General features: G+C 58.9%; 17 protein-coding genes and 1 pseudogene. 8 read left to right on the top strand and 10 right to left on the bottom strand.

Annotated elements, in window-relative coordinates; all coding sequences use genetic code 11:
* Nucleotides 1-91: 91 nt before the first annotated feature.
* The 8 genes and pseudogenes from ACEN83_RS28730 to ACEN83_RS28695 all read right to left on the bottom strand — a co-directional run bounded on the left by ACEN83_RS28730 (nucleotide 92) and on the right by ACEN83_RS28695 (nucleotide 10,025).
* Nucleotides 92-1,537, bottom strand: a complete 1,446-nt coding sequence (locus tag ACEN83_RS28730; protein ID WP_495578997.1) for a M16 family metallopeptidase — start codon at nucleotides 1,535-1,537, stop codon at nucleotides 92-94.
* On the bottom strand, nucleotides 1,530-2,876 hold the full coding sequence (locus ACEN83_RS28725; RefSeq protein ID WP_495578996.1) for a M16 family metallopeptidase: 1,347 nt from the start codon (nucleotides 2,874-2,876) through the stop codon (nucleotides 1,530-1,532). The genes ACEN83_RS28730 and ACEN83_RS28725 overlap by 8 nt, the downstream gene beginning before the upstream one ends.
* A 169-nt stretch (nucleotides 2,877-3,045) precedes the next feature.
* On the bottom strand, nucleotides 3,046-4,284 hold the full coding sequence (locus tag ACEN83_RS28720) for a M16 family metallopeptidase (RefSeq protein WP_495578995.1): 1,239 nt from the start codon (nucleotides 4,282-4,284) through the stop codon (nucleotides 3,046-3,048).
* Nucleotides 4,285-4,428: 144 nt separating this feature from the next.
* Nucleotides 4,429-5,037: pseudogene (gene rsmD, locus ACEN83_RS28715) on the bottom strand (16S rRNA (guanine(966)-N(2))-methyltransferase RsmD).
* A 158-nt stretch (nucleotides 5,038-5,195) separates the two neighbouring features.
* Entirely contained in the window at nucleotides 5,196-6,434 is a 1,239-nt protein-coding gene (locus tag ACEN83_RS28710) for a M16 family metallopeptidase (protein WP_495578994.1), read from the bottom strand.
* A gap of 144 nt (nucleotides 6,435-6,578) precedes the next feature.
* The gene (gene rsmD / locus ACEN83_RS28705; RefSeq protein WP_495578993.1) at nucleotides 6,579-7,187 is read right to left on the bottom strand and encodes a 16S rRNA (guanine(966)-N(2))-methyltransferase RsmD; all 609 of its coding nucleotides are present in this window, start codon (nucleotides 7,185-7,187) and stop codon (nucleotides 6,579-6,581) included.
* On the bottom strand, nucleotides 7,187-8,677 hold the full coding sequence (locus ACEN83_RS28700; RefSeq protein WP_495578992.1) for a M16 family metallopeptidase: 1,491 nt from the start codon (nucleotides 8,675-8,677) through the stop codon (nucleotides 7,187-7,189). The genes rsmD (ACEN83_RS28705) and ACEN83_RS28700 overlap by 1 nt, the downstream gene beginning before the upstream one ends.
* Nucleotides 8,670-10,025, bottom strand: a complete 1,356-nt coding sequence (locus ACEN83_RS28695; RefSeq protein WP_126048098.1) for a M16 family metallopeptidase — start codon at nucleotides 10,023-10,025, stop codon at nucleotides 8,670-8,672. Before ACEN83_RS28695 ends, ACEN83_RS28700 begins: the two co-directional genes overlap by 8 nt.
* Nucleotides 10,026-10,368: 343 nt before the next feature.
* Between ACEN83_RS28695 and ftsY the strand changes: the two genes are divergently transcribed.
* The 4 genes from ftsY (at nucleotide 10,369) to rpoH (ending at nucleotide 14,563) form a co-directional block, all read left to right on the top strand.
* Nucleotides 10,369-11,901 carry a signal recognition particle-docking protein FtsY gene (gene ftsY / locus ACEN83_RS28690; RefSeq protein ID WP_495578991.1) on the top strand — a complete coding sequence of 511 codons (1,533 nt, stop codon included), beginning with the start codon at nucleotides 10,369-10,371 and terminating at the stop codon, nucleotides 11,899-11,901.
* Nucleotides 11,898-12,569 carry a cell division ATP-binding protein FtsE gene (gene ftsE, locus ACEN83_RS28685; protein ID WP_007975383.1) on the top strand — a complete coding sequence of 224 codons (672 nt, stop codon included), beginning with the start codon at nucleotides 11,898-11,900 and terminating at the stop codon, nucleotides 12,567-12,569. Before ftsY ends, ftsE begins: the two co-directional genes overlap by 4 nt.
* A complete protein-coding gene (gene ftsX / locus ACEN83_RS28680) occupies nucleotides 12,566-13,588 on the top strand; it encodes a permease-like cell division protein FtsX (protein WP_007975385.1) in 1,023 nt (340 codons plus the stop codon). Before ftsE ends, ftsX begins: the two co-directional genes overlap by 4 nt.
* Before the next feature lie 120 nt (nucleotides 13,589-13,708).
* On the top strand, nucleotides 13,709-14,563 hold the full coding sequence (rpoH, locus tag ACEN83_RS28675) for an RNA polymerase sigma factor RpoH (protein ID WP_007975386.1): 855 nt from the start codon (nucleotides 13,709-13,711) through the stop codon (nucleotides 14,561-14,563).
* Between the two features lie 149 nt (nucleotides 14,564-14,712).
* Here rpoH and mtgA read toward each other — a convergent pair whose 3' ends face one another.
* The gene (gene mtgA, locus ACEN83_RS28670) at nucleotides 14,713-15,435 is read right to left on the bottom strand and encodes a monofunctional biosynthetic peptidoglycan transglycosylase (RefSeq protein ID WP_116579634.1); all 723 of its coding nucleotides are present in this window, start codon (nucleotides 15,433-15,435) and stop codon (nucleotides 14,713-14,715) included.
* Nucleotides 15,436-15,509: 74 nt separating this feature from the next.
* Between mtgA and ACEN83_RS28665 the strand changes: the two genes are divergently transcribed.
* From ACEN83_RS28665 to trmB, 4 genes are all read left to right on the top strand, one after another.
* Nucleotides 15,510-15,881 (top strand): DUF423 domain-containing protein, encoded by a 372-nt coding sequence (locus tag ACEN83_RS28665; RefSeq protein WP_495578990.1) that lies wholly within the window; start codon nucleotides 15,510-15,512, stop codon nucleotides 15,879-15,881.
* A gap of 193 nt (nucleotides 15,882-16,074) precedes the next feature.
* Complete coding sequence (thiS, locus tag ACEN83_RS28660; RefSeq protein WP_007953386.1) at nucleotides 16,075-16,275, top strand: sulfur carrier protein ThiS; 201 nt, start codon at nucleotides 16,075-16,077, stop codon at nucleotides 16,273-16,275.
* A 60-nt stretch (nucleotides 16,276-16,335) separates the two neighbouring features.
* Nucleotides 16,336-17,130: a thiazole synthase gene (locus tag ACEN83_RS28655; protein ID WP_007975390.1), complete on the top strand. Its 795-nt coding sequence runs from the start codon at nucleotides 16,336-16,338 to the stop codon at nucleotides 17,128-17,130.
* 9 nt (nucleotides 17,131-17,139) lie between these two features.
* Entirely contained in the window at nucleotides 17,140-17,865 is a 726-nt protein-coding gene (gene trmB / locus ACEN83_RS28650; RefSeq protein WP_495578989.1) for a tRNA (guanosine(46)-N7)-methyltransferase TrmB, read from the top strand.
* Between the two features lie 130 nt (nucleotides 17,866-17,995).
* Here the strand turns inward: trmB and ACEN83_RS28645 are convergent, their stop codons facing one another.
* Complete coding sequence (locus ACEN83_RS28645) at nucleotides 17,996-18,319, bottom strand: DUF3392 domain-containing protein (protein ID WP_007975393.1); 324 nt, start codon at nucleotides 18,317-18,319, stop codon at nucleotides 17,996-17,998.
* Nucleotides 18,320-18,328: the final 9 nt, after the last annotated feature.

Below are 18,328 nucleotides of genomic sequence, written 5' to 3'. Positions count from 1 at the left end.
TGCGGGTGCACAGCGATTCTCGGAGAAAGTGCTCATGGGTCTGCCCGAAGACGCGGCGGGACAGCGCCGCGACCGCGTCGTCGGGGGGTAACTAACTTGCCACAATCTCGTCAGGTGCGCGACACATGGCGTTGGTTGCGCTTTCGATTGGAGCGGGTAGCGGTTGTTGATCTGCCTTCGGCCCCAGGATGACAACGCGCCATTGGTCGGCGTGGTAATGCCGGTTGAGCGCGGTTTTGATGGATGCGAGGTTCAGCGTCAAGGCGGCTTGCGTGGAGAAGTCGAGGTCCAGCGGCAGATTGTGGGCACTGATGGCGTACAACAGGTCCAGAATCTGCGCATTGGTAGCGCTGTTCAACGGTGCGTTACCGGCCAGTTGCTGCTGGCTGTCGTCAAGTTCCTCTTGGGTCGGCCCTTGGGCCAGGAAGTCGCTGAACATCGTCTTGATATGGGCCAGCACGGCATCGACCTGCTCGGGTGGGGTCTGTAATTTAATGGTCAGCAACCCTTGTGCCTGAAGGGCTGAGAGGCCGGCTTCAACGTGGTAGGTCAGGCCACGGCGTTCACGGAGTTCATTGCTCAGTCGGTTGGTGAAAACCCGCATGGCCATCTGCAGCGCGTCGTAGTCCGGACTGCTGCGCAGGACACTTGGCTGGGCAAGGCGCAGGTAAGCCTGGGCCGATGGTCGCTCAACCCGCAACAGACTCGGGGCCGTTGGACTTGTCACTGACTGGATCGCGGCAGTGGCCTGCCCCAGGGGCAAGGCTGCGGATATCTGTGCACCGATGCGCTGGGCTTCTTCCTCGGTGAGGTCGCCGACCAGTGTGATCTGAGCATTGGCTGCGGCATAAGCCTCGCGATGAAAGTCTTGCGCCTGAGTGCGGGTGATGGAGGCAAGCCCGGCCCGGGTGCCGTAGAGGGACTGAGCATAACCGTGGTCGGGAAACAGTTGGCCGAGGTTCACTTGTCGGGCTTGAGTGGCAGGGGACTGATCCTCGAGGTCCAGAAAGTACTGCAGTTGGGATTTCACCGCAGGCAGGGATGCCTGCGGCAACAGCGGTTTGCCGAGTACCTGGGCAAACAGTTCCAAAGCTGGAGTACGCCGTGTTTCGTCACTCAGGCTGCGCAGGGAAAACCAGGCCTGGTCCTTGCCGATACCCATGTCCATCCTTGCACCCAGATTATCGAACGTCGCCTGTATGGCATTGACGTCCTTGCCTGCCACGCCCTCATTCAAAAGGCTGAGGGTCACCGCTGCCAGGCCGGGTTGATGGGGGGTATGGGCGCTGCCGGCGGCAAAGCTCACCAAGGCATCAAACATCGGCAGGCCCGGGGTGCGGATGAACAGGATCTTGGTCCCGCTGTGAGTTTTGTAGCCCTTGATCGACAGCGTGCGGTGGATAGCCGGAGTCTGTGGTTCATTGAGTGATTGCAGCCCTGGCTTCCGGTGTGCCGTGGTTGCAGCGGCATGGACCTGAGTACTCAACAGCATGCCCGCCATGATCAATCCATTGATGAGGCCTTTGAACTTATCCATTGTTTTTCTCCGGCAAGATTTTCGCGGTAGTCAGGCGCTCACGCGTCAGGTAAGTGATTGCGGCGTGTTGAATGTCCTTGGGGGTGACCTGGTTCAGCTCATCCGTATCCTGATCGGCCAACCGCCAGTCGAGGCCGATACTTTCCAGCAAGCCAAGGGCACTGGCCTGCGCTTCCAGATCGTCCTGTGCATAAACCGTGTTGGCGATCAGGATGTTTTTCGCGCGCTCCAGTTCTGCGGGTTCCGGTGCCTTGCTTTTCAGTGAATCGATCACTTGCCAGACACGGGCGAGGACTTCGTCAGGGTCGTTGAGCTTGTCCGGGTTGAGCTGTGTGCTGATAGTGAGCAACGAATCGCCACGATTGAAGGCGTCGTACTCTGCCTGGACTTCGGTAAATATCGCCTCGCTCAGTTGCAGTTGCTGTTTGATCCGCGCGCTGTTGGACCCGGCCAGTAACGTATTGAGCAGGCGCAAGGCATGAGCGCTCCGGCGATTTTCAGCCGTGGCCAGGCTGGGTGTGTTGAAACTCATGATCAGGCGCGGGGACGATATCGGTGCATGCAGGGTCAATGACCGCTCGCCGGCATCAGCCAACTCAATGGGGACGGGAGTCATGGGTGTTGCACGCCGCTGCAGGTGGCCGAAGTACTGCTGTGCCAGCGCCTTGATCCGCTCAGGTGAAACATCGCCAACGACCACCAGCGTCGCATTGTCCGGCGAGTACCAGGCCTGATACCACTGCTGCAATTGCACGGCGTTCATTCGTCGCAGGTCGTGCATCCAGCCAATTGTCGAGGTGCGGTAGCCGCTGGTCGGGTAGGCAATGCTGTTCAGTCGTTCGTGAGCCGAAGTGGTGATTTCATCATCAACACGCATCCGACGCTCTTCCTGAATGACCTTGAGTTCCGGCGTAAAGTCCTGTGCATCCAGCTCGGCCGTGCTCATCAGGTCGGCGAGTATTTCGAAAGCGACGCCGGCGCGTCCGGAAGACAGTGTCTGGTGAAAGACCGTGAAGTCGGTGCCGGTAAAGGCGTTTTGGCTGGCCCCCAGTTTGTCCAGTATCGCCGCGAACTCTCCGGCGCAGGCTTTGCTGCTGCCCTTGTACACCATGTGTTCGAGGGCGTGGGACAGGCCCGACTGACCGGGCAGTTCGTAGCTTGAGCCGACCTTGATCCAGAGTTGGGCGGTGACGATGGGGGACCGGTGGTCCTCGCGCACGACGACCTTGAGACCGTTATCCAGCAAGAAGTCTTGTGTTGCAGGGGGGGAAGCCGCGGCAGCCATGAGCGGCAACCAGGCAATAAAGGACAGCACCAGCGTGTTGCGGGAGATGTTCATCCGTGTACATCCTCAGTGGTTTGCAGGTATTTGCGCAAACCACTGTGGATCATCCGGAAAGGTGTCAGGCGGTAACTATGTAGTGCACTCCCCAAGCGGCTGCGGTTCGGCAGCCCCTTGGTTTTCTGTTCGTCTTTCAACAGCAGGATTTAAAAAATGAGCAACAGAATTATTCCGGTGAGCCCGCCATTGGAAAAATGTGGGCTGTTGTCATTCGCTGTTCCGTGAAGTATGTGTTGGCGAAATTCTGAATGTCCATGGGCGTGATATTCAGCAGCGCTTGGTATCGTTGCGCCCTACTATCCAGAGGCAGTTTTGCATAGTGATAGGTGGTGAGGAGGTAGGGCAAAGCCGAAGGGTTGTGCTCCCATCCGGCCCATCGCGTAAGTATGTTTTCACGAGCGTGCTCCAAACTTTTTACTTCGATTGGATTTCGCTTCAGCTTATTGAGATAAGTGCGCAGTCCGCTTTCCAATTGACATGGAGTTTGATCTGCCGATAGGGCCTTGACGCTTAAGAAAAAAATGCCCGCATTTTGGTTGAGATTTTTCCGCGCAGCGCCAGATCCGTCTGGCATAAGCCGGAAGTAGTTGTTCAGAAGCTCCTCGATGATATCCAGGGCGCCAAGAGCGTTAGGATCATTTTTGAAAAAATCGAAGTCAGGCAGGTTGAACGCCATGATCGCTAGAGGCTCATTAGTGTCTTTGCGCACTTCGATATGTCGCTTGCCCGGTTCGGCTGCTTCTTTGTCGTACTTGAAGACCTCAAGAGGTTTGTGTGGGATCGCGGAGAAATGCTGTTCCGCCAATGAGAGAATATTGTCGGTGTTTACATTTCCAACAACGACCAGTGTTGCATTGTTGGGCATGTACCAACGTTGATGCCATTGCTGTAACTGGTCGAGATCAAGGCGTGACAGGCTGGTTGGGGTGCCTTGTGGATTGTTGGAGTAGCCGCTGAAAGGGTAAAGTAGTTCGGTGACTTCCTGGGGTGTGAGGTAGTTGGATATAAAAATATCCCGCGCGGCCCGATGGCTATTGCTCTCTTGAATGACTGCCTGTAAAGAGGCTTCGGTCATTTTGGGTGCGGACATCATGGTTGCGAGTTGGCTGAAGGCTACGTCTAAATCGGCAAGGCGTACACGCTGTCTATAGATCGTGAAGTCTTCAAAGTGAAATGAAAGGTGCTCGTTTTCGTCAGAGCCTGATGTATGTTCGTTGTCAGAAAGTAATACGCTGGCAAGAGTGATGTTGATGCCTGCGTTTTCTGGTAATTCGTTACAGCTGCTGACTTTGTAAGCGAAATCGATGTAAGCATCGCTAGCTTGACTGATTTCAGCGGTAATGATTTTCAAGCCATTGTCGAGGGTGAGTTCTTTTATTGGCGTGGTGGGGTAATTTAGCTGCATGGGTTTGCAAGTCCATTTGCGGTTGTGCGAGTTATTTCGCCCACCTAAGATGGCTCGCAAGTCATAAATCTATCTAGCGTAAATATATGTCTAATTACGACGTTTGCGGAGTAATCGGGTGAGTGGATGCTCACCCGAAGTTGACTATGCGGACAGGACAGCGTTGCGCTGCCAAAGCGAGTAATAAACCCGCCCGGATTTTTGCTCGCGGTGCAGACGCCAATTGTCCGGCAGGCCCAGGGTCGACGGTGCGGATTCGCTTTCGGTGTACACCCAGGCATCTTCGGCCAGTCATTGACGCTCTTCGAGCAACTTGCAAACGGCGGGCAGCAGGTTCTGGTTGAACGGCGGGTCGAGGAACACCAGGTCATAGGCCGTTGCGGTCTGGGTTGCAAGATAGCGCAGGGCGTCGGCGGTCTGGACCTGGCCGTTGGTGCACCTCAGGGTGCCCAGGTGCTCCTTCAGGCTGGACACCGCGATGCTGCTGGCGTTCAGCGCCTGGCTCATGGCCGCGCCACGGGACAGGGCTTCGAGGAACAGCGCGCCGCTGCCGGTGAAGGGGTCGAGCACCTTGGCGCCCGGCACGTAAGGCGCGAGCCAGTTGAACAGGGTTTCACGTACGCGGTCCGGCGTCGGGCGCAGGCCCGGGGCGTCGGGGAAGCTCAGTTTGCGGCTGCGCCATTCGCCACCGATGATGCGCAACTGGTTCACACCGTTATGGACGTTTTTGGCGGGTTTCTTGGGACTGGCCATTAATGCTCCGGAACCCCGAGCGGCTGCTCGGAAGGTTTATCAGTAGGGGCCGGTAACGGCTTTTGCGGCACGGTCGGGCCAGCGCGGGGCTGCGGTTCGGCAGCCCCTTGGTTTGCTGTTCGCCTCTCAACAGCAGGATTTAAAAATGAGCAACAGAATTATTCCGGTGAACCGGCCATTGGAAAAATGTGGGCTGTTGTCATTCGCTGTTCCGTGAAGTATGTGTTGGCGAAATTTTGAATGTCCATGGGCGTGATGTTCAGCAACGCTTGGTATCTTTGCGCCCTACTATTCAGAGGCAGTTTTGCATAGTGATAGGTGGTGAGGAGGATAGGCAAAACCGATGGGTTGTGCTCCCATCCAGCCCATCGTGTAAGTATGTTTTCACGAGAGTGCTCCAAGCTTTGTGCTTCGATTGGATTTCGCTTCAGCTCATTGAGATAAGTGCGCAATCCGCTTTCCAATTGACTTGGAGTCTGATCTGCCGATTGAGCCTTGACGCTTAAGAAAAAAATACCCGAATTTTGGTTGAGGATTTTCCGCGCAGCGCCAGATCCGCCGGGCATAAGCCGGAAGTAGTTGTTCAGAAGCTCCACGATGATATCCAGGGCGCCGAGAGCGTTAGGATTATCTTTTAAAAAATCGAAGTCAGGCAGATTGAACGCCATGATCGCTAGAGGCTCTTTAGTGTCTTTGCGCAGTTCGATGTGTCGCTTGCCCGGCTCGGCAGCTTCTTTGTCGTACTTGAAGTCTTCAAGAGGTTTGTGTGGGATCGCGGAGAAATGTTGTTCTGCCAAAGAGAAAATATTGTCGGCGCTTACATTCCCAACAACGATCAGCGTTGCATTGTTGGGTATATACCATCGTTGATGCCATTGCTGTAACTGATCGAGATCAAGGCGTGACAGGCTGGTTGGAGTGCCGTCTGGATTGTTGGAGTAGCCGCTGAAAGGGTAAAGTAGTTCGGTGACTTCCTGGGGTGTGAGGTAGTTGGATATAAAAATATCCCGCGCGGCCCGATGGCTATTTTTCCGTTGAATGACTTTCTGTAAAGTTGCTTCGGTCATTTTTGGTGCGGACATCATGGTTGCGAGTTGGCTGAAGGCTACGTCTAAATCGGCAAGGCGTACACGCTGCCTGTAGCTTGTGAAGTCATCAAGGTGAAATGAAGTAGGCTCCTTTCCGTCGGGGCTTGGTATATATTCGTTGTCATTAAGTAATAAGCTGGCAAGAATGATGTTTATACCTGCGTTTTCCGGTAATTCGTTACAACGGCTGACTTTGTAAACGAGATCGATGTAAGCATCGGCAGCTTGACTGATTTCGCCGGTAATGATTTTCAACCCATTGTCGAGAGTGAGTTCTTTTGTTGGTGTGGTGGGGTATTTTAGTTGCATAGGTTTGCAAGTCCATTTGCGGTTGTGCGAGTTATTTCGCCCGCCTAAGATGGCTCGCAAGTAATAAATCTATCTAGCGTAAATATATTTCTAATTACAATGTTTGCGGAGTAATCGGGTGAGTGGATGCCCACCCGAAGTTGGCTATGCGGACAGGACAGCGTTGCGCTGCCAAAGCGAGTAATAAACCCGCCCGGATTTCTGCTCGCGGTGCAGGCGCCAGTTCTCCGGCAGGCCCAGGGTCGACGGTGCGGTTTCGCTTTCGGTGTACACCCAGGCATCTTCGGCCAGCCATTGACGCTCTTCGAGCAACTTGCAAACGGCGGGCAGCAGGTTCTGGTTGAACGGCGGGTCGAGGAACACCAGGTCATAGGCCGTTGCGGTCTGGGTTTCAAGATAGCGCAGGGCGTCGGCGGTCTGGACCTGGCCGTTGGTGCACCGCAGGGTGCCCAAGTGCTCCTTCAGGCTGGACACCGCGATGCTGCTGGCGTCCAGCGCCTGGCCCATGGCCGCGCCACGGGACAGGGCTTCGAGGAATAGCGCGCCGCTGCCGGTGAAGGGGTCGAGCACCTTGGCGCCCGGCACGTAAGGCGCGAGCCAGTTGAACAGGGTTTCACGTACGCGGTCCGGCGTCGGGCGCAGGCCCGGGGCGTCGGGGAAGCTCAGTTTGCGGCTGCGCCATTCGCCACCGATGATGCGCAGCTGGTTCACGCCGTTATGGACGTTTTTGGCGGGTTTCTTGGGACTGGCCATTAATGCTCCGGAACCCCGAGCGGCTGCTCGGAAGGTTTATCAGTAGGGGCCGGTAACGGCTTTTGCGGCACGGTCGGGCCAGCGCTGACGATGACCATTTTGTCCGTGCCCAGGTGTTTGTTCATGGCGGCTTTGACCTGTTCGACGGTCAAGGCCTGGGACTGCTGCATGAATTCTTCCAGGTGGCTCAACGGCAGGTTGTAGAAACCGATGGCGCCCAGTTGGCCGACGATATCGGCGTTGCTGGCGGTGGACAGCGGGAAACTGCCGGCCAGTTCGCGCTTGGCGTCGTCGAGTTCCTTTTCGGTCGGGCCGGTTTCAAGGTAGTCGGCCAGGACGTCCTGCACCAGTTTCAGGGTGCCTTCGCTCATCTCGGCGCGGGTCTGCAGGTTGATCATGAACGGGCCGCGCACCTGCATCGGGGTGAAGCCCGAATACACGCCGTAGGTCAGGCCACGCTTCTCGCGCACTTCGCTCATCAACCGGGTGCCGAAACCGCCACCACCGAGAATCTGGTTGCCCATGGACAACGCCGCGTAGTCCGGATCGTCGCGATCGATGCCCAATTGCGCGAGCAACAGGTTGGTCTGCTTGGACGGGAACTCTATGTGGCCGATGCTCGCCTTCGGCTCAGTCGGTTGCGCGATTTTTGGCAGCGCCGGACCTTTGGGCAAGGCAGCGGAAACCTGTGCGGCAATCGTTTCGGCTTCCACGCGGGACAGGTCGCCGACCAGCGCGATCACCACGTTGCCCGCTGCGTAGGCTTTCTCGTGGAAAGCACGCAGTTGTGCCTGAGTGATCGCCGGTACGCTTTTCGCGGTGCCGTCGCTGGAATGCGCGTATGGGTGATCACCGTACAAGCGGTTCATCAGTTCCAGGCTCGCCAGCTTGCCGGGGTTCTGTTTCTGGTATTCGAAACCGGCGAGCATCTGGTTCTTGATGCGCAGCAGTGAGTCAGCCGGGAAGGTCGGTTTGCCGATGACTTCGGCGAACAGCTTCAGGGCCGGCTCGCGCTTGTCCTTGGCACTCAGGCTGCGCAGTGAAGCGATTGCCATGTCTTTGTAAGCACCGTTGCCGAAATCGGCGCCCAGGCCTTCGAAGCCCTGGGCAATGGCGCCGACGTCCTTGCCGGCCACGCCTTCGTTGAGCATGGCATTGGTCAGCAGCGCCAGGCCCGGTGCATCGCCGTCCTGGCTGCTGCCGGCGGCGAAGATCAGGCGCATGTCGAACATCGGCAGCTCATGGGCTTCGACGAACAGCACCTTGGTGCCTTCGGCAGTGTTCCAGGTCTGCACGTCCAGCTTGCGGTGGTCCGGCGCCTTGCCGTTGAGCTCGGTCAGCGATTGCAGTTTCTGGCTGGCCTTGGCTTTGTCCAGGGCTTCACTGGCACTGGTTTCGCCGGAGCGCGACAGATAGAACGCGGCAGAGCCGATAACGGCGGCAGCGATCAGCCCGATCAGGGCCAGGCGGGAGGGTTTACGCTCACTCATGAGTCGTCTCCAGAGGCAGTACATGGGCGACGCTGAGACGTTCGCGGGTGAAATACAGCTTGGCGGCTTTCTGGATATCTTCCGGGGTCACGCTTTCCAGGTCGGCCAGTTCGGTGTCCATCAGCTGCCATGACAGGCCGACGGTTTCCAGTTGGCCGATGGCGGTGGCCTGGCTGGTGATCGAGTCGCGCTCGTAGACCAGGCCGGCGATGACTTGCGCGCGAACCCGTTCTAGCTCTTCGGCCGTCGGCGCAGTGGTTTTCAACTGATCGAGCAGCTTCCACAATCCGGCTTCGGCCTGGGCGATGGTCTTGTGTTTCTGTGTGTTTGGCGATGCAGACAGGGTGAACAGGCTGTCGCCACGGGTGTAGGCGTCGTAACTCGACGAGCCGCCGGACACCAATTCTTCTCCGCGCTCCAGTTGCGTCGGGATGCGTCCGCTGTAGCCGCCATCGAGCAGCGCCGAGATCAGGCGCAGGGCATTGACCAGGCGTTTGTCTTCGGCGGTGGCAATGCTTGGCACGTTGAAGGCGAGCATCAGGCTGGGCAGTTGAGTTTGCACATGCAGGGTGATCTGGCGCTCGCCCGGTTCGGCCAGTTCCAGCGGTTTCTTCGCGGCCGGCACATCACGCTTGGCGATCGGGCCGAAATAGCGTTGGGCCAGAGCCTTGACTTCGTCCGGCGTCACGTCGCCGACCACCACCAGCGTGGCGTTGTTCGGCACGTACCAGGTCTGGTACCAGTGGCGCAGTTCCTCGACCTTCATCCGCTCAAGATCGGCCATCCAGCCGATGGTCGGCGTGTGATAGCCGCTAGCCGGGTAAGCCATGGCCTTGAAGCGCTCATAGGCCTTGGACATAGGCTTGTCGTCGGTGCGCAGGCGACGTTCTTCCTTGATGACCTCGATTTCCTTGGCGAACTCGTCGGCCGGCAGGCGCAGGCTGGCCATGCGGTCGGCTTCCAGTTCGAAGGCTACGCCCAGGCGATCCCGGGCCAGCACCTGGTAGTACGCGGTGAAGTCGTCGCTGGTGAAAGCGTTCTCTTCGGCGCCGAGGTCGCGCAGGATCAGCGAGGCTTCACCGGGGCCGACCTTCTCGCTGCCCTTGAACATCATGTGTTCCAGAGCGTGGGACAGGCCGGTATTGCCCGGCGTCTCGTAGCTGGAGCCGACCTTGTACCAGACCTGGGAAACCACAACAGGTGCACGATGGTCTTCGCGCACGACCACCTTCAAGCCGTTGTCGAGAGTGAATTCGTGGGTGGGTTGCGGGTCGGCAGCCAGGGCCGAAAGGGGCAGGCAAACTGTGCTGAGCAGCAGGCCTGCGGCGCGGCGGGCAAGAGCATTCATTCGTTTTCAAACCTTTGGGGCTGCCCGCTTGTTCTTAGCGTCAGCGGGCGAGAGGGTGCTAGGATACTGATCCGTTTTAGCGGCGGCCACGCCTATCAGGCCTTTATGCTTGATCAGGTTGAATGGGTTTGCGACGGAAGGTGGATATTTATCAACTGAATTCCGCGTTTTCGCCGATTTTGCTGCTTTAGTCCAATGAGAATTCGATTCCGTGAGGCGCCATCGGGCACCTCGACAAAATGTTGCGCGTGAACAAGCTGGGTGAAACACAGTCTGTTCTGCATCGATTATTTATTTGCCGGGGCGCCATTGGCGCGTCGCTACCGTGAGATAGCCGTCCTCCATGTTTGGTTCCAACGACGACAAGAAGACCCCAGCTGCGGCTGGCGAGAAAAAAAGCCTGTTCGGATGGCTGCGCAAAAAGCCGCAGGAACCCGTCGTCGAACAGCCACAAGCCATTCCTGAGCCCGCGCAGACGCCGGTCCCGGTAATAGAAGAAGCGCCCGCGCCGGTTGTTCTGCCGGTTGCCGAGCCGTTGCTGCAACCCAAGGTTGAAGCCGCTCCCGAACCCGTCAGCGAAATCGTCGCCGAACAGCCGCTGGCCCCGACGGCCGAACCGTGGTTGACCCTGCCGGTGGCCGAAGAGCCCGTGGCGTTGGTCGAAAATGACCTGGCCCCCCATGTGACCCCGCCGATTCCGGCCCCGGCAGCGTTTGCGCCTGCACCGGTTCATGCGCCTGTGGTCGAAGCGATGGTTGAACCCGTCGTCGTGGCCGAGCCTGTTCCCGTTGTCAGTCAGCCAGAGGTTCCGGTATTCGTTGCTCCGGTTGCTCCGGTTGCTCCGGTTGCTCCGGTTGCTCAAGCACCGGCACCCGCTCCGACTCCTGCGCCGATCGCGACACCCGTCGAAACCCCGGTAGAACCCGTACGCACCGAAGAAACCAAGGCCGGTTTCTTCGCCCGCCTCAAGCAGGGCTTGTCCAAGACCAGCGCCAGTATCGGCGAAGGCATGGTCAGCCTGTTCCTGGGCAAAAAGGCTATTGACGACGAACTGCTCGAGGACCTCGAAACCCGTTTGCTGACTGCCGACGTCGGTGTCGAAGCCACCTCGGTGATCATTCAACGTCTGACGCAGAAGGTTGCGCGCAAGGAACTGGCCGACACCGACGCGCTATACAAATCCCTGCAAGCCGAGCTGGCCGCCATGCTCAAGCCCGTCGAGCAGCCGCTGAAAATCACCTCGCAGAACAAGCCGTTCGTGATTCTGGTCGTCGGCGTCAACGGTGCCGGCAAGACCACCACCATCGGCAAGTTGGCGAAGAAACTGCAGCTGGAAGGCAAGAAAGTCATGCTCGCCGCCGGCGACACCTTCCGCGCGGCGGCGGTAGAGCAGTTGCAGGTCTGGGGCGAGCGCAACAAGATCCCGGTGATCGCCCAGCATACCGGCGCCGACTCGGCTTCGGTGATCTTCGACGCCGTGCAGGCCGCCAAGGCTCGCGGCATCGATGTGCTGATCGCTGACACCGCCGGCCGCCTGCACACCAAAGACAACCTGATGGAAGAGCTGAAAAAGGTTCGCCGCGTAATCGGCAAGCTCGACGCCGACGCACCTCACGAAGTGCTCCTGGTGCTTGACGCCGGCACCGGCCAGAACGCCATCAACCAGGCCAAGCAATTCAACCAGACCGTCGAACTGACCGGCCTGGCGCTGACCAAGCTCGACGGCACCGCCAAAGGCGGGGTGATTTTCGCCCTGGCCAAGCAATTCGGCCTGCCGATCCGCTACATTGGCGTCGGCGAAGGCATCGACGATTTGCGTACCTTTGAAGCAGAACCCTTTGTCCAGGCATTGTTTGCCGAGCGGGAGCGTTCATGATTCGTTTCGAACAGGTCGGTAAGCGCTACCCGAACGGTCACGTCGGCTTGCATGAGCTGAGCTTTCGAGTCCGTCGTGGCGAGTTCTTGTTTGTTACCGGCCATTCCGGCGCCGGTAAATCCACGCTGTTGCGCCTGTTGCTGGCCATGGAGCGACCGACCAGCGGCAAGCTGCTGCTCGCCGGGCAAGACCTGAGCACCATCAGCAACGCGCAGATTCCTTTCTTGCGCCGGCAGATCGGCGTGGTGTTCCAGAATCACCAGTTACTGTTCGATCGCACGGTGTTCAATAACGTCGCGTTGCCTTTGCAGATCCTCGGGCTGTCCAAGGCCGAGATCGCCAAGCGTGTGGACTCGGCACTGGAGCGTGTGGCGCTGTCGGATAAAACCGATCTGTACCCGGGCGACCTGTCCACCGGTCAGCAGCAGCGCGTCGGCATCGCCCGCGCCATCGTCCATCGCCCGGCCTTGCTGCTGGCGGACGAACCGACCGGTAACCTCGACCCGCGTCTGGCCGCCGAGATCATGGGTGTGTTCGAAGATATCAATCGCCTGGGTACCAGCGTGCTGATCGCCAGTCACGACCTGGCCCTGATCGCCCGCATGCGCCACCGCATGCTGACGCTGCAACGCGGTCGATTGATCGGTGACGGGGAGGCCGCGGTATGAGTGCGACACGCAGCCCCAAGGTTTCCGAGCGCGTGGCCCCGAAAGCCGCCGATCCGCAGCCGCAAAAGAAAAAACACGACGATGACGACGGGCCGGACTTCGCCACGTTGTTCCGTGCCTGGATCGAAAGCCATCGCGCCAGCATGGTCGACAGCCTGCGTCGCCTGGGCAAGCAGCCGATCGGCAGTTTTTTCACCTGCATGGTGATGGCGGTGGCCCTGAGTTTGCCCATGGGGCTGTCACTTTTGCTAAGTAACGTCGAGCGTCTGGGTGGTTCCTGGCAACGCGCGGCGCAGATTTCCCTGTATCTGGACCTTGAGGCCAAGCCGGCCGAAGGCGAATCGCTGCGCGATCAGATCAAGGGCATGCCGGGCGTCGCCGACGCCGAATACGTTGGCCGGGATCAGGCGCTGGAGGAGTTCCAGCAACAGTCCGGTCTGGGCGAGGCGCTCAAGGAATTGCCGGAGAACCCGCTGCCGGGCGTGGTCCTGGTGACGCCGAACGAGGTCGACAAGCCGGCCCTTGAAGCATTAAGACAAAAACTATCCGAGCTGCCGAAGGTACAACAGGCGCAACTTGATTTAGTCTGGGTCGAGCGTCTGGCAGCCATCCTCAAGCTGGGTGACCGCTTTGTCTTCGGTCTGACGGTGCTTCTGGTTTCTGCATTACTTTTGGTGATAGGCAATACCATTCGTCTTCATATTGAAAACCGCCGCACAGAGATAGAAGTGATTAAACTGGTCGGCGGCACTGACAGCTATGTCCGCAGGCCCTTCCTGTACATGGGGGCGCTGTATGGCTTCGGTGCGGGGATTCTGTCCTGGGGCGTGCTTGCGTTCGGCCTTGATTGGCTGAACGACGCAGTGGTAGGGCTGGCCGGTTTGTACGGCAGTGATTTTGCGCTGGCTGGAGTGCCAGTTGCCGACGGTCTGTCTCTCTTGCTTGGCGCGGTGCTGTTGGGGTATATCGGTGCATGGATTGCAGTCGCACGCCACCTGAGGGAGCTTGCGCCTAAGTAGTATCATTTTGCTCGTATTGACCTTTCAGCGTTTATGGGTTTTAGGGAACTTGTCTTTCGGTTTCCGGTCAATTTTCGCAGTGCTGAACTGCACGAGTTTGTAAGTCGGAGGTTTTTTCGTATGACCAATTCTTTGCAACCTGCATATGCTCTGGTCCCGGGTGCGAACCTGGAGGCCTATGTGCACACCGTCAACAGCATTCCATTGCTGTCGCCGGAGCAGGAGCGTGAACTGGCCGAGAGTCTCTATTATGAGCAGGATTTGGGGGCGGCTCGGCAGATGGTGCTCGCCCACCTGCGTTTTGTCGTACATATCGCCCGTAGCTATTCCGGCTACGGCCTGGCCCAGGCTGACCTGATCCAGGAAGGCAACGTCGGCCTGATGAAGGCCGTGAAGCGCTTCAACCCGGAAATGGGCGTGCGCCTGGTGTCCTTTGCCGTGCACTGGATCAAGGCGGAAATCCACGAGTTCATCCTGCGCAACTGGCGCATCGTGAAAGTCGCGACCACCAAGGCCCAGCGCAAGCTGTTCTTCAACCTGCGCAGCCAGAAGAAACGTTTGGCCTGGTTGAATAACGAGGAAGTTCATCGCGTCGCTGAAAGCCTGGGCGTAGAGCCTCGGGAAGTGCGCGAGATGGAAAGCCGCCTGACCGGCCATGACATGGCCTTCGACCCGGCTGCCGAAGCGGACGACGACAGTGCATTCCAGTCGCCGGCCAACTACCTGGAAGACCACCGGTACGACCCGGCGCGTCAACTGGAAGACGCCGACTGGAGCGACAACTCCAACCACAACCTGCACGAAGCGCTGGAAGTGCTGGACGACCGTAGCCGTGACATTCTCTACCAGCGCTGGCTGGCGGAGGAAAAAGCCACGCTGCACGACCTGGCGCAGAAGTACAACGTGTCGGCCGAGCGTATTCGTCAGCTCGAGAAGAGCGCGATGAACAAGCTCAAGTTGTCGATCGCTGCGTAACTGGCGCCACCGGCAATAAAAAAACGCCCCGATCTTGGTCGGGGCGTTTTTATTTGAAGGTCAAAAGATCGCAGCCTTCGGCAGCTCCTACAGGGTTACGCGATCCCCTGTAGGAGCTGCCGAAGGCTGCGATCTTTTGATCTTGGGAATCACTGGGACCAAGGCGCCCGACGCGAATCGTTCAGCCCGACCAGATAGCTGTCGCCACCCAGTTGGCTCATCTGGCGCCGAATCCAGCCTGCACGTCGCGCCACGTAAGCGGTCGGGTGGCTCGCACTCCACACACGAGGGTTGGGCAGTACCGCAGCCAACAAGCTCGATTGCTGACGGCTGAGGTTCCTGGCGCTCACACCAAAATGATGCCGCGCCGCAGCCTCCGCGCCAAACACCCCGTCATCCCACTCAACGCTATTCAGGTACACCTCAAGAATCCGCTGCTTGGGCCAGAACACTTCGATCAGTCCGGTGAACCAGGCTTCCAGGCCTTTGCGCAGCCAGCTGCGGCCAGACCACAGGAACAGGTTTTTCGAGACTTGCTGGCTGAGGGTGCTGGCGCCACGGATCGAACCGCCGCGCTCGTTATGAGCAAACGCCGCCTGAATAGCGCCGATATCGAAGCCCCAGTGCTCCGGGAATTTCTGGTCTTCGCCGGCAATCACCGCGACTTTCAGGTCGTCGGAGATCTCGTCCCAGGGTTTCCAGCTCCGTTGCAGGTCGATGGGTTCGCCGTCAAACCAGGATTCGATCTTGCGCTCGACCATCAGTGCCGTCCCCGGAGGCGGCACCACGCGAAAGATCAGCACCAGCAATACGCTGCCGCCCATGAACCAGAGCACGGCCTTGGAGAAATGACGGAAATAGATACGCAGCATAGAGATGGCTTGGCCGAACCCGTTGAGCGGGCCATTATACAGACCCTTTGGATCGAAACTGACTGGAGTTCTGAATGCTGCGTGGCTTTCTGATGCTGGCCGCTTTTTTCGGTTTCACCGGTGTCGGTCTTGGCGCCTTTGCCGCCCATGGGCTGAAGAACCGCCTGAGCGCCGAGTACCTGGCGATCTTCCACACCGGCGTCACCTATCAACTGGTGCACGCCCTGGCGTTGCTCGGTATCGCGGCGCTGGCCACGCAGATTCCCGGTCGACTCGCCACCTGGGCCGGTGCGTCGTTTGCCATCGGGATCCTGCTGTTCTCCGGCAGTCTTTACATGCTGACGCTGACGGGCATCAGCAAGCTCGGCATCATCACGCCTTTCGGCGGTCTGGCATTCCTGGTTGGCTGGTTCTGCCTGGGCCTCGCCGCCTGGCGCCTGACCTGATCCGGAATATGACCTCATGTAGGAGCTGCCGCAGGCTGCGATCTTTTGCCTTTTGTTTTTCAAGATCAAAAGATCGCAGCCTGCGGCAGCTCCTACATGAATTACATGAATCGGATTTCAAGACGAATGGCTTGGGTCGGCCTGACTGATCGGGCTAGAATGCCTGCCCCAAAAAATGATGGCGGCATCCGGCATGCGCATTCAGTTGAACGGCGAATCCTTTGAACTGCCCGACGGTGAGACCGTTGCGGCCCTGCTGACCCGTCTGGACCTGACCGGACGCCGGGTGGCGGTCGAGCTCAATCTGGATATCGTCCCGCGCAGCCAGCATGCAGACACGACCTTGAACGACGGCGACAACGTCGAAGTGGTGCACGCCATCGGCGGCGGCTAGTAGTCTCGGCCGAGTGGCCACAGAATTCTGCAAGTACCTCACCCCTACAGAGGATTTCCCATGAGCATCGTTCGCAGCGACAAGCCTTTCGTCCTGGCCGGTCGTACTTACCAGTCGCGTTTGCTGGTCGGTACCGGCAAGTACCGTGACATGGAAGAAACCCGCCTGGCCATCGAAGCCTCGGGTGCCGAGATCGTCACCTTCGCCGTGCGCCGCACCAACCTCGGTCAGATCGAGGGCGAGCCGAACCTGCTCGAAGTGCTGTCGCCGGATCGCTACACCTTCCTGCCGAACACCGCCGGTTGCTACGACGCCATCGAAGCTGTGCGCACCTGTCGCCTGGCCCGTGAGCTGCTCGACGGCCACAACCTGGTGAAGCTGGAAGTGCTGGCCGATCAGAAAACCCTGTTCCCCAACGTGATCGAAACCCTCAAGGCCGCCGAAACGCTGGTCAAGGAAGGCTTCGACGTGATGGTCTACACCAGTGATGACCCGATCATCGCCCGGCAACTGGCGGAAATCGGTTGTATCGCGGTGATGCCACTGGCCGGTCTGATCGGTTCGGGTCTGGGGATCTGCAATCCGTACAACCTGCAGATCATTCTTGAAGAAGCCAAAATTCCGGTACTGGTGGATGCCGGCGTCGGTACCGCTTCCGACGCCACCATCGCCATGGAGCTGGGTTGTGATGCGGTGCTGATGAACTCGGCCATCGCCCACGCCCAGCAGCCGGTCATGATGGCTGAAGCCATGAAACATGCGATCGTCGCAGGCCGCCTGGCTTACCTCGCCGGCCGTATGCCGAAAAAACTCTATGCCAGCGCCTCTTCGCCGCTGGATGGTCTGATCAAGTAAGAGCCATTGATGACTGAATCGAACGACACGCCAATCCAGACGGAAGAAGGCGACGAGCGCCAACACCGCCGCATCAAGAGTTTCGTGATGCGCGCCGGGCGCATGACCGAAGGCCAGCAACGCGGCCTGGAGCAGGGCGCGCCGCTGTTCGTGCTGCCGCTGGCCGACGCGCCGGTTGATTTCGACCAGGTGTTCGGTCGCTCGGCACCGCGCTCGCTGGAAATCGGTTTTGGCATGGGCCATTCGTTGCTGGAAATGGCAGCGGCTGCGCCGGACCAGGACTTCATCGGTGTAGAAGTGCACCGTCCGGGTGTCGGGGCGCTGCTCAATGGCGTGCTGACCCAGGGCCTTACCAACCTGCGGGTCTATGATTGCGATGCGATCGAAGTGCTCAACCGCTGCGTGGCCGATAACAGCCTTGATCGCCTGATGCTGTTTTTCCCGGATCCGTGGCACAAGAGCCGTCACCACAAGCGCCGTATCGTCCAGGCGTCCTTCGCCGAGCTGGTACGCAGCAAGTTGAAGGTCGGCGGGATTCTGCACATGGCCACCGACTGGGAACCGTACGCCGAATACATGCTGGAAGTGATGAATGTCGCCCCGGGTTATCGCAACCTGGCCGAAGACGGCAAGTGCGTACCGCGCCCGGCCGAGCGCCCGATCACCAAGTTCGAACGCCGTGGCGAACGTCTTGGGCATGGCGTGTGGGATTTGAAGTTCGAGAAGCTGTCTTAAGCTGCAATACAAGGCAATGTGGGAGCGGGCTTGCTCGCGAAGGCGTCGTGTCAGTCGACATTAATGTTGTCTGATACACCGCTTTCGCGAGCAAGCCCGCTCCCACAGTCGTTTTGTGTGTGCTGCAGGATTAGCGGCGATCCGCGACCACGCCAATCAACACCAGCACCACCAACAACACCGGCGCCAGGCTGTAGTTGTTGAACTGGCTCAAGCCGCGTACGACCCACGGCGTGGCGTAGATCAGCGCCGCACCGCTGCCGATCATGCACAGCAGGGCCATCAGTGGCACGCGCAAGGCGCCGGCGATGCTGCCCAGGCGCTGCTCGACCCAGCCTTTGAAATCCGCACCAAACAGCACCAGCAGGCAGCCCACCAGGGCCAGGGCGATTTCCGAGAGGTTGCTGCGGCTCCAGCGGGACACGGTGGCAAGCAGGTCGAGTACCAAATCCATTCGATTTCC

Source organism: Pseudomonas sp. Pseusp49, assembly GCF_059491875.1.
Note: the sequence above shows the minus strand (reverse complement) of the source record. Positions and strands in the feature narration are given on the sequence as shown.